This is a genomic window from Corynebacterium sp. HMSC072G08 (assembly GCF_001809185.1).
Taxonomy (GTDB): Bacteria; Actinomycetota; Actinomycetes; order Mycobacteriales; family Mycobacteriaceae; genus Corynebacterium; species Corynebacterium phoceense.
In genome coordinates this window covers 12763-26472 of record NZ_KV796445.1, presented here as the reverse complement: position 1 = coordinate 26472, position 13710 = coordinate 12763, and the positions used below count along the sequence as shown (strand labels likewise).

Below are 13710 nucleotides of genomic sequence, written 5' to 3'. Positions count from 1 at the left end.
CAGCGTGACTAGCTTTGGAGCCTCCCCGTTTGATAATTCGCTGCGGCTTTCTGATGCCGAGCGCACCGACGCCATGAATCAACTCGCCCGCGCCGTGGGCGAGGGACGCATCACCATGGACGAGTTCGAACAGCGCTCGGATGACATCATGCGCGCGGCCACGCGCCGCGATCTCGTGCCGCTCTTTGCCGATATCCCGGCGCGTGGCACGCAGGAGCTCAAGGTCTACTCGCAGGGCGATCTAGAGCGTGCACGAGCTGCGGCGCGCAAGCCGCGTCTGGCCACGGCGCTCATCGGCACGATCGGCCTCAACGTGGCCGCCATCTCCGTCGGCGTTGCGGGCACGGGTGCGGGGGCGGCCGTTGGGGTGGTCACCCTCTTAGCACTGGTACCGGTGCTGTGGATCCTCCTCTACGTCGCGAAAGTGGGTCCGGAAAACTGGAGCACGCCCAGCGCCCGGCAAATGGAGCGCCAACGCATGCGGGAAATCCAGCAGGCCACGGCGGCACAGCGCGCAGAGCAGAAAGCCATCGAATCCCAGATGTGGGCGCAGCGCCGCCAGCAGGCAAGCGAGCTCACGGGCGAGGCCATGAATTTCGCAAAGAAGAAATTCAATCAGTGGAACGAAAAGTAGCCTAGTCGGGGTATAGACTTAGGCGGCATGACTCGCATTTTCGATCAGGCAGACAAGCTCAAGGGCGTCGCATACGACATCCGCGGCCCGGTGACCGCCGAGGCCGAGCGCATGGAGCTCGACGGCCATTCCATTCTGAAGCTCAACACCGGTAACCCAGCCATCTTTGGCTTCGACGCGCCGGACGTCATCATGCGAGACATGATTGCGGCGCTGCCCACGTCCCAGGGTTATTCCACGTCCAAGGGCATTATCCCGGCGCGCCGTGCGATTGTGACGCGCTATGAGCTGGAGAATTTCCCGCCCTTCGACATCAATGATGTCTACGTGGGCAACGGCGTCTCCGAGCTCATTTCCATGACGACGCAGGCGCTGCTCAACAATGGCGACGAGGTCCTCATCCCCATGCCGGACTATCCACTGTGGACGGCGGCGACCTCGCTCGCGGGCGGCACCCCGGTGCACTACCTCTGCGACGAAGAAGACGACTGGAACCCCTCGCTCGAGGATATCCGCTCCAAGGTGACGGAGAAGACCAAGGCCATCGTCGTCATCAATCCGAATAACCCGACGGGCGCGGTGTACTCCCGCGAAATCCTCCAGGGCATCGTCGACATCGCGCGCGAGCACGACCTGCTCATCCTTGCCGACGAGATCTACGACCGCATCCTCTACGACGGTGCGAAACACATCTCGATCGCCTCGCTCGCCCCGGATCTGCTCACCATCACGTACAACGGCCTGTCCAAGGCCTACCGCGTCGCCGGTTACCGCGCTGGCTGGATGGTCGTCACGGGTCCGAAGAAGTACGCTCACGGCTTTATCGAGGGCCTCGATCTTCTCGCAGGCACTCGCCTGTGTGCCAACGTTCCGGGCCAGCACGCCATCCAGGTCGCGCTCGGTGGGCGCCAGTCCATCTACGAGCTCACCGGCCAGGGCGGCCGCCTGCTCGAGCAGCGCAACGTCACGTACGAGGGTCTCAACAAGATTCCGGGTGTCAGCTGTGTGAAGCCGATGGGCGCGCTCTACGCGTTCCCGCGCTTGGATCCCAACGTCTACGACATTCACGATGACACGAAACTCATGCTCGACATCCTGCGCGCGGAAAAGATTCTCATGGTTCAAGGTACGGGCTTCAACTGGCCGAACCCGGATCATTTCCGCATCGTCATGCTGCCGTGGGCCTCGCAGATCGAGAATGCCATCGAGCGCCTCGGCAACTTCCTCGTGAGCTACAAACAGTAACGATTTCCGCTATTGCTGGAGATAGTTCACAATAGTGAACATGTCTCGACATTCCGCACCGGTCACCGGCCGCAACCCATGGCGCGTCGGCCTGGCCGGTGCGCTGCTTTTCGCTTTCCTCCTCACCGCGATCGGGCTCGCGTGGCAGTGGCCTTCGGGCACCCCGATGTTCAGCCCCGAGTTCACTCGAACCTACGCGCTCAATCAGCCACAGATTACGGCGCGCGTCACGACGGTCGACCATCACCTGTGCGCCTCGCCGCTCACGGGCACGGCGTTTGACGAGCCGCCGCTGCGCCCCGCGTTCGAGGAGGACACGTCCTGTACGCGCGCGCTGCTCGATCTCACGAGTGGCACCAACGAAGGCAAGCAGACGCAGCTCGTCTTCCACGGCGTGGCCGGCGACCCAACGCTTGAGGTCGACCAAGAAGTCCTGCTTGCCGAGGCCACCAATCCCGACGGCTCGCTTACCTATTCCTTCGCCGACTATAAACGCGGCGGCGAGCTGTGGATCTGGGCGGCTATCGTCGCGATCATCATCGTGGGCTTCGGCGCGTGGCAGGGCCTGCGCGCGCTCCTCGGGCTCGCCTATTCGCTCGCGGTCGTCTTCCTCTTCCTGCTCCCCGCGCTCCTCCAAGGTCACAATCCGATCGTGGTCACGCTGCTTGCCTGCTCCATCATCGTGCTCATCGCCGTGCCCATGGTCCACGGCGTGAACTGGAAGGCCGCGGCCGCGATGGGCGGCTCACTCCTCGCCCTAGGCGTCACCGCGCTCCTCGCTTGGGCGATGATCGACACGACGCACCTGCAAGGACTGAGCTCCGAAGATAACCTCAAGCTCGTCCTCTACCTGCCCGGCGTCTCCGTCATCGGCGTGCTCATGGCCGGGTTCATCATCGGCGCACTGGGCAGCCTCAACGACGCGGCCATCGCCCAAGCGTCGACCGTCACGGAGCTCGCCGCCGCCGAGCCCGAAGCCCGCGCTGGTTCCCTCTTCGTCTCCGCGATGAAAGTCGGCCGCGACCACATCGCCTCGATGGTCTACACCCTCGTGCTCACCTATACGGGCGCCGCACTCCCCCTGCTCATCCTCATCACTGCGGCGAAGCGTCCCGCCGGCCAGATCCTCGTCTCCGATCTCGTGTCCACCGAGCTCCTGCGCTCCGGCATCGGCGCCGCGGCGCTCACTATCGCCGTGCCGCTCGCCACGATCATCGCAGCACTCACGGTCCCCGAACGTCGCGCTCTCCAGGTCGTTTCCGAATCCGCACCGCGCTAGCTTTGGATTTATGGCGCCTCACACGAGATTTTCGACGCCGAGGCGCCATAAACCCAAAGCTGGGAGCCCTAAAGCGAGCGGCCGAGCGCGTCGAGCGTCCAGCCAGCAGTCTGCCATGCCTCGACGTCGAGGACGTTGCGGCCGTCGATAATGTGGCGGCGGCTCACCAGCTCGCCCGCAGCCGCCGGGTCGAGCTCCTTGAATTCCTTCCACTCCGTGGCGAGGATGACCAGCTCCGCGTCGCGCAGCGCGGACTCGCAATCAGGCGCGTAGTTGAGCGTGGGGAAGACCTTCTTCGCATTCGCCATGCCCTCCGGGTCGTAAACCGTCACGGCCGCGCCTGCCAGCGAGAGCGAACCGGCCACGGACAGCGCCGGCGAGTCGCGCACGTCGTCCGAATTTGGCTTAAACGCGCAGCCCAGCACCGTCACGCGGTGGCCGAGCAGCGCGCCGGCGAAAGATGCCTTGGCTAGGTCCACCACGCGGTCGCGGCGGCGCATATTGATGGCGTCGACCTCGCGGAGGAACGTGAGAGCCTGGTCCGCGCCGAGCTCACCCGCACGTGCCATGAACGCACGAATATCCTTGGGCAGGCAACCGCCACCGAAGCCAAGCCCAGCCCCGAGGAACTTGCGGCCAATGCGATCGTCGTACCCGATGGCATCGGCAAGCTGTGTCACGTCCGCACCTGCAATCTCGCAGATTTCAGACACGGCGTTGATGAAGGAAATCTTGGTGGCCAGGAAGGCGTTGGCGGAGACCTTGACCAGCTCGGCGGTCTGCAGGTCCGTGGTGATGAACGGCGTGCCGCCAGCGAGCGGCTGGGCGTAGATCTCGCGAGCGACTTCTTCGGCACGGCCGCCATCCTGGACGCCGAGGACGATGCGATCCGGAGTAATGGTGTCCTTGACCGCGTAACCCTCGCGCAGAAACTCTGGGTTCCAGGCAATCTCTACCGTGGTGCCCGCGGGCGCGAGCTCGTTGGCCATGTCTTGTAATTCCGCGGCGGTGCCGACGGGAACGGTGGACTTGCCAAGGATGAGATTCTCGCCCGTAAGCTTCGGCACGAGGTCCGTGATGACAGCCTTGACGTAGGTCATATCCGCTGCGTACGAACCATGACGCTGGGGCGTGCCCACGCCCAAGAAGTGAACCTTCGCGAACTCGGCGGCCTCTGTGTACTCCGTGGTAAACGACAGTCGACCGGCCTCAATATTGCGCTCGAGGACCTCCGGCAGCCCCGGCTCGAAGAAAGGAACCTTCCCAGCTTGGAGCGCCTCAATCTTGGCCGCGTCCACGTCGACGCCCAGAACCTCGTGGCCCAGCTCCGCCATGCACGCCGCGTGCGTGGCACCCAAATATCCAGTTCCGATCACAGTCATTCGCATAAAGGGCAATCCTACGAGCGGCTGGTAAACAAAGGGCGACGTTCAGCTTAAGACTTAACGGAAGTTGAGGTAAGACTTCGACGGCGTGGGACCGCGCTGCCCCTGGTACTTCGAGCCAAGCTTGCCGGTGCCGTACGGGTTCTCGGCCGGCGAAGACATCTTGAAGATGGCCAGCTGGCCCACCTTCATACCGGGCCACAGGGCGATGGGCAGGTTTGCGGTGTTCGACAGCTCGAGCGTGATATGGCCCGAGAACCCCGGGTCGATAAAGCCCGCCGTGGAGTGCGTGAGCAGCCCCAAGCGGCCCAGCGAGGACTTACCCTCGAGGCGACCCGCGAGGTCCGCCGGCAGCGTGAATTTTTCGTACGTCGCGCCGAGCACGAACTCGCCCGGGTGCAGGATGAAGGACTGGCCGTCCTCGACCTCCACGAGACTCGTGAGGTCCGGCATTTCTTCTTTGGGATCGATGTGCGTGTAGCGCGAGTTATTGAACACGCGGAAGAACTTGTCTAGGCGCACGTCGACGGAGGACGGCTGGACCATCTCCGGGTCGTACGGCTCGATGACGAGGGACTCGGAGTCTAGGGCGGCACGGATGTCACGATCTGAAAGAAGCACGTCCTACATCTTACGCGGTGCCTTTCCCTGTCGCGGCGAGGGCGGTGCTAGACTGTCTGAGTTGCTAACTTCTAGCAGCAGTGCCGACGTAGTTTAATGGTAGAACTGCAGCTTCCCAAGCTGCTAGCGCGGGTTCGATTCCCGTCGTCGGCTCCACATTTCCCCATTTCATGGACTAATTTCATACCTCCAGGATGGATCATGACAGCCCCTATCTTCACGCCCAAAACCACAGCGGAGCTTCGCGCTGAGCGTGAGCATGTACTTCGAGAGCTTGCGCCCCGCACAATCGATGAGCTCCGCGAACAGCGCGCGGTTGATCAAATCTTGGCCATCGACGAGACCACTCTGAATCGGTATGAAGCCCTGTGCTTCGTTATCGGCGACTAGACAGACACGTTTTCTCTCAGAGCTACATCGTCCCTAGTCCGAGATTCAAAACTACCCCCACGTCAATACCAGGGCATGCGGTAACAGACCCCACACAGGCAGGACACAATGGGCAAGCACGAACCAGCGGAAATCAGCGACGCACCCAAGAAGAAAGGCGTCAACCGCAACGCCATCATTGCGTTAATTCTGATCCTCGTCGGCCTCGGTGTCTTGCTCTACCCCGTGGTGGCCACGCAGTGGAATAACTTTAACCAATCGCGTGCCGCAGAGGAATACGCCAAGCTGGAGAAGCAAGCCCCGCCAGAAGTACTGCACACCGCCTGGGAGGAGGCACAGGCCTACAACGCCCAGCTGGGCCACATCAGTGTGGAAGACGCTTGGACCACCACCGATGACGAGAGCTCTCCCGAGTACCAGCGCTACCGCCAATACCTGTCTGTGCTGTCGGAGACCGATGCCATGGGCCGCATTGTTATCCCCTCCATCGATTCCGATCTGCCCATTTATCACGGCACCTCAGAAAAAGCACTCTCCCGCGGCGCTGGCCACCTCTATGGCACGGACCTACCTGTCGGCGGCGTAGGTGATGGCGCGGGTCGGCACGCAGCACTTTCCGCCCACACTGGCCTACAAAATGCCACGCTGTGGGACAACCTCACCAAGGTCAAGAAGGGCGATGCTTTCTACATCGCCGCCGGCGGCGAGAAGCTCAAATACGACGTACACGATATTCGGGTCGTCGAGCCAACAGACACCAGCTCGCTCCACCGTGAGCCAGGCCAGGACCTCGTTACGCTCATTACCTGCACTCCCTACGGCGTAAATACCCACCGCTTGCTCGTCACAGGCCACCGTGTGCCGATGGAACCGGAAGACGAGGCCGCATTCAACAACTCGGGCGCTCAATGGCAGTGGTGGATGTGGGCCATTCTGGCAGCCGCTGCCATCATCGTGCTTCTGCTCATCTACTGGTGGCGCAAATATGTCAGCAACGCCAAGGACGCCGCGCTTGACGACGACCCGCAAGACTCCTAACCGACAATGCGCATGCAATAAGGCCCGCCCTTCCCTGGTTGGAAGAGCGGGCCTTTTCTAAAAGTTGCCGCAAGTGGTGGTTCTACGCCGGGCGACGTCGCAAAGCAAGGTACCCGACCGCGACAATCGCGGCGCCCGCGAGCGCCCACAGGCCTACGCCCTCACCACCGGTCTTGGGCAGTGCACCCTTGGTGATGTCAGCGACCTGAAGGACGCCGATCTTCTTCACACAGTTGGCAGCGGTGTCAGACTCAGCGCACCTATTACTGGTGATCGCGGTCCCTCCGGAGAGCACCTTGATGACTGCATTGCCATTCTGATCCCACTCCGTCGAGAACTTGATCGGCGCGGGCAGCAGATTATAGCCGTTCGGCGCCTTGGTCTCGATGAGGTAATAAACGCCAGGGGCGTCCAAGCCTTCGAGCTTCACACGGCCCGTGGTGGTGGTCGTGGATTGCTTCACCACGGGGTTAACATCAGTGTTAACGCTGCCATCTGCGTTCAGCCTAAGGTTTCCGTCAGCGTCACCGCGGTGGACTGTGAACTGCGCGCCGCCAAGCAACCCGTCTGTTTGGATCTCGTCCGGGTTGTCCGGGTTATAGCTCGCCTTTTCGAGCAGGACGTCCATCGTTTCCGTCTCCAGCGGGATACAGTCAGTATCCTTCCAGCCGCCCATTTCTGCCTCGTTCATGAGACCAAACTTTGGCTCATGTAGGCCATCCTTGGTGTAGCAGCGGGTGTTTCCTGAAGGTTGACTCGGGTAACCGGCTGGGACGGAGGTGCTGTCCAGTTTCGAACGATCCAGCTTGAAGCGCACCGTTACCTCGTAGACGTGCTGCCCAGTGCTTCCGTCAACACCCTTGGGTTTAATGATCTTCGGAGTGCCATTCTTGTTGAGCTCAAAGGGGCCGGCACCTTGGTACGCACGCGGCTGGCTGGTCTTGTTGAACTCGTCCTTGAATACGACGGAGGCGCCAATAACTGTAGCAGCACCAACGAACTTCGGGGTGTCCGTGAGCTTGCCGTAGATCACTTCGTTGGTGTCGAACCCAGGCGCGTCGGGTGTCTCAACTACGACGTTGTACTTCGCAGTGTATTCATTCGCTGCACCAGGAACAGGTTGCGGTGTGCTGTCGACGGCAACCTTGCTGAAGCAGGCTTCTGTAGCGACGTTGTCATCTTCAGCCGGGCTCGACTCCCCGTCTGTAGCCTGAAAAGCAACCTTGTTCGGACTACACACCGTCTTAAGGTTCCCGTATTCGTCTGTTCGCACCGGCGCAGAGACGACATACTCTACCTTCGCGCGCCCTGGAAGAGTACCAACATAGCCCATCATGTATCGAGACTCACCGTCCGCTCCGGACGGGACAATCATGCCTGCATAAATACCAGTTCCCGGCGCAATCTGGTCAGGTCCTGGCCCACGACCGTTGACCTGGGTAGATCCTGCTCCAAATCCCTCGAATTTCGCAGTGGGACCGGAAGCGTTCACACCATAGTGAGTATCCGTTGGTAGGTACTCCCAGAATGTGCCGCCCGAACTGGTGTTATCCGTGGTGTTTTCCACGGAGATGGTCCAGAAAGTACGCACCTCGCCGTTTACCACCTTGGTCTCCGAGCGTTGCTTCTTCACCGCAATATTTGATTGCAGCTCTGGCGGTGGCGGCACTAGGTCGGAGGCGGCGTCCGTGTTGAAAGAAGCCGGCAGGTTATCCATAATGTTAACCAGCTCAAATGTCGGCTTATCGGAATCGGGGTTGGTGATCTTTAGCTCGAAGCCCAGCTGGTTTGCATCTTTGCTGCCTGAGCCAAAGCCGAGGTTACCGTTGGAATAGGTCCACGCCTTGCCCCAAGAGGCCGATGGATTAGAGATCGTACGGCCATCCAGGGTTTTGATCCCTGTGAGATCCCAAGTCTTGATTGCGCCGGTCTGTGTATCGATGCGCTCAAGAATAAGCCTATCGCCCGCTTTTGCCTTACTCTGGAAACCCCACATGTATTTCTGGGCTTGGGGGAGCACGGCCCAGTCTTCGGCGTAGGACGTCGCGTTGCCCAATGTGCGGTCAGCAGTTAGCTTGTCAGGATCAATCTTGTAGAGATGGCGCGTACCAGACGTCGAAGCGTTACCCACGAAGAACCCCTCGCTGGTATACACGCCTGCGTTAAGGAAGTCTCGGTCGCCTTCGCTCTCAAATGGCGTGCCACTGCTTCCTGGCGCGAGAATCGGACCAAGATTATGCACCTCACCCGTGGCGGGATTGATCTGAAGAAGGTTTCCGGCAGGGTAGCACGGATCACCGTTCAGGCCACGTTTCTGGCTCACGGCATAGAGCCAATTATCATTTGTATTGAATGCCAGCGCATTGTAAACCCAAGGCGACTTTTCCCCCACTGACCGGAAGTCTCGGCCTTGATTTACTTGCCGGCTCAGGATAGACGTATCTCGGCGAAGATCCTTTGGTTCACTGGTTACGACATAGACTGGGCTACCGTCGGTATACTCCTCGGCAGTCAGCTCACGCTTTGGTTGTCTACGTTCGACTGTTGTGTCGTCTTTACACTGTTTCGGATCTGGCACGGTAAAAGAGGCCGTAAACACCGTATTAGCCGGTCCACGATGAACACCCTTGAACTGAATCTGGGCGTTACCGCCAATAGCGATCTGTGGGAGGGTGACGTGGTATTCCTTAGCACTGATCTTCTTATAGGTTGCCTTGGCCTCGTACCAGCCGCCATTAGCACCGGTGTAATAGACAGTAAGATCGTTAGGGTCTGTCGAAAGGTAGCTATTGACGTTGGACTTTAAAGTAACCACCGTGCCATCCGGGATGGTCATTCTGCCTGTCGGAAGCTCTGTAGCTGGGATTTTGAAGTTCGGAATATAGCGGTTTCCCTTGAGCACATATCCATCGTTCTGGATTGTGATGGTGTGGTCACCGGCAGCGTACGGAGTAATGTTCGGTGCTGCCATCAGGCGTGCTGGGGCCGCGTCGACGTCAGAAACCTCCAACGACTCGCCGTCCTCCGCGGGCGCTTCCGAAGCTTCGCTGTCTTCATTTACAGAAGTACTAGCGTTTTCCTCGACTAAACCAGACGCATCGACGGATATCCCGCTCAGCTCGGATTCCTCTGCGACCGCCGGGGTGTTCAATGAAAAAGCTGCTCCTGCGGGTACATCGGCATTGAGTCCGGTGACGTGGAAAGTCACTGCATTGCTCGTCGTATCTACAACGAGATTGTCGCCTTCGCGAACGGGGATCTCCTCACCGGCGATTGTCAGCGTGAATGCCGCGCCTTCGAATTCAAGCTGCGAAACCTTGGTAGTGAACTCCAGCTCTTCCACCGTTCCGCCATCGACAAAATGGCCTTCAAATGTAGCGCTGTCGCCAGCGGGAATGCTCAGCTGGTCTGAGGAATCAAGCTCGGCACGCAACGCTGTGGTTTGTGCCTCGGCGACAGCGCCAACGAAACCTGGAAGAGCAGCCGGTGCAGCGACGCTAAAAACTAGGGCCAGCGCCGCAGCAAACGCCCCTACGACGCGCCAGCGATACGCTACCGGCTCGACCAGATGAGAATCTGTCCAGGACATTAGCGTCCCTCGCTTTCTGAATTCTTCCTACGGCTAAAGGCAATCATCACGAAACCAGTGGCGATCAACGCCAACGCTGCGGCAACGACACCGAGTACCTGTGCACCGGTCATCGCCAATGAGCCACCATTGCCCGACGACACTGCTGGGGTTGAGGTCTTACCGGCACTTGGAGTAGCCGACGGCGTTGTCTCGGGTTGGTGAGGCGGCTTCCCTGGTTTAGTCGGTGGATAGTTCGGAGGTGTTTGCGGGGTATTCGGGCGTGACGGCGGAGCGCTCGGAGTAGATGACGACGTGGTTGGCGTCGGCGTTTCACCCGGTTTGTGGGTCTTAGCCACGATTACTCCTGGTACCGGATTCGGGTTATCCACCACGGTGTGGAACGGAACCGCCACCACAAACGGGTTGATCTCCCGATAGGAATCATCCGGGGCCGAAGATGTCACCACATAGAAGCCATCCGCTAGACCATCGAACGTCACCTCTCCATTGGCATCGGTGACCTGATCCACGTGCACGTCGCTACGCCATTCACGAATCTCGTCCAGATTCGCGTCTTGCACGCGTGCTGCATCGTCAGCGTTGTTTGGATCTAGGCCGGCAAGCCGGGCTAGATGAATCGTGACTCCCTGGACTTGCCCCGAGGGTGCCTGCCCATCGTCGTCGGGATTGCCCTGCGTGAGCCGAACAGTCACCGTATCCGAGTCCACGGTGCGCTCCGCACCAGTAGTCTGCTGCCCGGCAACCTGTACCGCTCCCGCAGCAACCATGCCCGGCCCAGCAAATGCAATTGCACACGCCACTCCGACGGCAGCCATTTGGGCCGACCATGTACTTGTCAACCTCTGCATCGCCTTACTCCCGCACGCTACTTTCTTCATTAATAACTTCTTGTGCTCCGACAGCCGCCTGGTGCCGTCGCAGCCACCACACCAGCCAGCAACCAATGACAATCACTGCAGCCAAAAGCGCGTACATCCACCATTGCCAGCCCGGACCATGGGAGTTTTCAAACACCGACTCCTCCCCAGGCTCCATAGGAACCTGATGGCCACGCACCAGCAAGCGATGAGTGTTGATCCCGTATGGGGTACACGTAATCAGCGTGACGTAATCCTGATCGGCGACTGGCCGTAGGCCATCAACTTCACTCGGCAGAACCACTTGAATGCTGTCGACGACGTACTTCAATTTGTGGCCAGCAACCTGGATATAGAACACATCTCCCTCGGTGGCAGAGTCGAGGTGATCAAACATCGTCGAATTTGCCAGACCCGTATGCCCCGTAATGACGGAATGGGTTCCTGGTCCACCGACCGGCAGGTCAGAACCATACAAATGCCCCAGACCACGCTGCAGTGTCTTATCTGCGGTGCCATGAAATACCGGAAGATCAACGTCTACTGCTGGAAACACGAGGCGAGCCATCGCTTCGTTCTCGCCCAACTGCTTCAAATAAGCCTCATAGTCGGGATTGTCTACCCCGATACGGTTCAGCCACGGATCCAAGATTGGGCCCGACGTATGCTCCTCGTTGTATGCATGTGCAGCATCCCAAACCGAATCCTGCACCTGCACCGGTGTCTCTTTATCCAGTCGCGCATATTCCTGCGCCACTCTTGAGGCGTTCCAATTGTTCCATGCGGTCGAGACCACTGGGTACAGCATCACTAACAACCCAACGACAACGATTACCGCCGGAAGGACTAGGCCTCCACGGCGCCTGTGCCGTCGACCTGCATTTTGGCCTACCACCGTAGTCAACGACCCGCACCACCCAAAACAATGCCCCACGCGCTAGCGCAGCGCGACCGGGATTACAACGAAAGAGAATGAAGGGGACTGAAGTCTATACCTAGCCCAGTCCCCTCACTGGGTCGAGCACCATATTTTGATTACCCGACCCGCAGCGCAGACCATCATGGACAGTCTGCGCCACCGGAACTACGCCCGGCTATTAGTTGCGCGCGGTACGACGAGCGAACCAAGCACCAGCAGCAACAATTGCTGCGCCAATAGCAGCCAGGATGCCCACACCGGCACCACCGGTCATCGGCAGGTTCGGGGTGTCGCGCTTGATATTTTCGATTTCAGAGACGAGGGTGACTTTGTCATCGCCTTTGAGCTCACCAGTCTTCGCGATGTTGTCGCGAGTGAAGTCAATCTCAGTAATGTTTTTCTCCGGCAGCGCATAGCCGGCCGGAGCCTTGGTCTCCTTCAGACAGAACTTCTTCACGTCAGTGACCTGTGCGTTGTCCGCGAAGTCCGTGACATGCAGGCCGTCGATGGTAATAGTGCCGTCTTCACCAGTGGTCCACTTGTCCACACCGTTTACCGTCAGCGGGTTCTCGAGCTTATCCTGCGCGGAGGCACATCGGTAGAGCTCGAACTCCGCACCCTGCAGGACCTTGCCGGCTTCCTTGCCATCCTTCTTCACCACCTTCAGCTTGCCGTGGTAGGTCACGACCTCATTAGTCTTATTCTCGACATCCTTGTCGGTGTTCGGGTTGTTGAAGATGACCGTACCCTGGTTCTTCAATTCAGTGGTGTCGCCGACCTCCTTGCGCTTGACGGCGAAGGTTAGCGACATCTTGGCACCCGAGGCCACCTTAGCCAAGCCCTGATCAGTCAGGGTCACAGTAAGAGTGTTGGTGTTGCCAGCAGCAGGTGCGTCGATGGTGTAGTCGCCCTCTGTCAGAACGACATCGCCGGCCTTAACTTCAGTAACCTTGTCGAACTCCAAGCGAGCATCCAGTTGGTCAGAGAAGACAAACTTCTTCAGAGTCTTATCTGTGCCGAAAGTCGGAGCGTCGGCGTTAATGGTGTAGGTGTATGCGTCCTGGATGTGCTTGTCGGCGTCCTTGACGGTCTTCTCGGTCTTGGTCTCGGTGTTCTTTGGGTAGGCCACGACATCGTAGTTCCACGCATCGGAAGCCTCATTGACCATCGGCACCGACACGATGAACGGAGCGCCAGCAACGATGCCGGCCGGAGCCTTCGTCTCTTCTACCAAGTAGATACCCAAGTCCAAGTTTTCGAAGGCCACCTTGCCGTCGTCACCAGTGATCCCCTCAACAGTCGTGTCGGTCTCGTGGCCCTTGGCATCGGCAGCGGTCTTCGGGAACGTCGCCCAATCACCGTTCTGCAGGTCGTAATTAAGCTTGGTGATCTTGTAGGTCACACCAGACAGTGCCTCACCCGGGACGCCCGCCATTTCCTTACCAGTGGCCCGATTAGCGGTTTCGGCGCCCTTCTTCTTGTAGAGGGTGATCGAGCCCTTCTTAGTGAAATCGATGTTTGCCTTGTTCACGGCCCCCTGCTCAGCGCCAGGGTTCTCCTGGGCCAGTGCACCCGGAGCGGAAACGCCCAAAGCGAGTCCGGCGATAGCAGCGAAGGCAACTGAACGAGCGGTACGAGAGATCTTGTTCACGGAAACTGGTCCTTTACACGAGTTCTGAAATGAGATACCACGTCTCATTAGCTGTGTGCAATCCATTCCCCACGGTTCACGCACCATGACCTGACCCGT

The 13710-nt window shown here is 59.4% G+C and carries 10 protein-coding genes and 1 tRNA gene; 5 read left to right on the top strand and 6 right to left on the bottom strand.

Annotation, left to right across the window (positions count from 1 at the left end; all coding sequences use genetic code 11):
• Window positions 1–4: 4 nt before the first annotated feature.
• Genes HMPREF2559_RS09085 through HMPREF2559_RS09075 form a run of 3 tightly spaced genes read left to right on the top strand, consistent with a single transcriptional unit; the run spans window position 5 to window position 3158 of the window.
• Window positions 5–634 (top strand): DUF1707 SHOCT-like domain-containing protein, encoded by a 630-nt coding sequence (locus HMPREF2559_RS09085; RefSeq protein ID WP_255356861.1) that lies wholly within the window; start codon window positions 5–7, stop codon window positions 632–634.
• Window positions 635–661: 27 nt separating this feature from the next.
• A complete protein-coding gene (locus tag HMPREF2559_RS09080) occupies window positions 662–1879 on the top strand; it encodes a pyridoxal phosphate-dependent aminotransferase (RefSeq protein ID WP_066488740.1) in 1218 nt (405 codons plus the stop codon).
• A gap of 40 nt (window positions 1880–1919) precedes the next feature.
• Complete coding sequence (locus HMPREF2559_RS09075) at window positions 1920–3158, top strand: YibE/F family protein (RefSeq protein WP_066488953.1); 1239 nt, start codon at window positions 1920–1922, stop codon at window positions 3156–3158.
• A 68-nt stretch (window positions 3159–3226) separates the two neighbouring features.
• Here HMPREF2559_RS09075 and HMPREF2559_RS09070 read toward each other — a convergent pair whose 3' ends face one another.
• Together HMPREF2559_RS09070 and dcd are read right to left on the bottom strand one after the other, a co-directional pair.
• Window positions 3227–4546: a UDP-glucose dehydrogenase family protein gene (locus HMPREF2559_RS09070; protein WP_066488734.1), complete on the bottom strand. Its 1320-nt coding sequence runs from the start codon at window positions 4544–4546 to the stop codon at window positions 3227–3229.
• A 54-nt stretch (window positions 4547–4600) separates the two neighbouring features.
• Entirely contained in the window at window positions 4601–5164 is a 564-nt protein-coding gene (gene dcd, locus HMPREF2559_RS09065; RefSeq protein WP_066488725.1) for a dCTP deaminase, read from the bottom strand.
• 82 nt (window positions 5165–5246) lie between these two features.
• Here dcd and HMPREF2559_RS09060 point away from each other — a divergent pair.
• Both HMPREF2559_RS09060 and HMPREF2559_RS09050 read left to right on the top strand, forming a co-directional pair.
• Window positions 5247–5320 (top strand) — tRNA-Gly (locus HMPREF2559_RS09060).
• Window positions 5321–5662: 342 nt separating this feature from the next.
• Window positions 5663–6592, top strand: coding sequence for a class C sortase (locus tag HMPREF2559_RS09050; protein WP_066512036.1), 930 nt, complete (start codon window positions 5663–5665; stop codon window positions 6590–6592).
• An 82-nt stretch (window positions 6593–6674) separates the two neighbouring features.
• Here HMPREF2559_RS09050 and HMPREF2559_RS09045 read toward each other — a convergent pair whose 3' ends face one another.
• From HMPREF2559_RS09045 to HMPREF2559_RS09035, 4 genes are all read right to left on the bottom strand, one after another.
• Window positions 6675–10181 (bottom strand): DUF6923 family protein, encoded by a 3507-nt coding sequence (locus HMPREF2559_RS09045; RefSeq protein WP_068801288.1) that lies wholly within the window; start codon window positions 10179–10181, stop codon window positions 6675–6677.
• Complete coding sequence (locus tag HMPREF2559_RS12490; RefSeq protein WP_230383976.1) at window positions 10181–10999, bottom strand: isopeptide-forming domain-containing protein; 819 nt, start codon at window positions 10997–10999, stop codon at window positions 10181–10183. Before HMPREF2559_RS12490 ends, HMPREF2559_RS09045 begins: the two co-directional genes overlap by 1 nt.
• 37 nt (window positions 11000–11036) lie before the next feature.
• Complete coding sequence (locus tag HMPREF2559_RS09040; RefSeq protein ID WP_231725062.1) at window positions 11037–11945, bottom strand: class C sortase; 909 nt, start codon at window positions 11943–11945, stop codon at window positions 11037–11039.
• Window positions 11946–12138: 193 nt separating this feature from the next.
• Window positions 12139–13611, bottom strand: coding sequence for a SpaH/EbpB family LPXTG-anchored major pilin (locus HMPREF2559_RS09035; RefSeq protein ID WP_066488713.1), 1473 nt, complete (start codon window positions 13609–13611; stop codon window positions 12139–12141).
• Window positions 13612–13710: the final 99 nt, after the last annotated feature.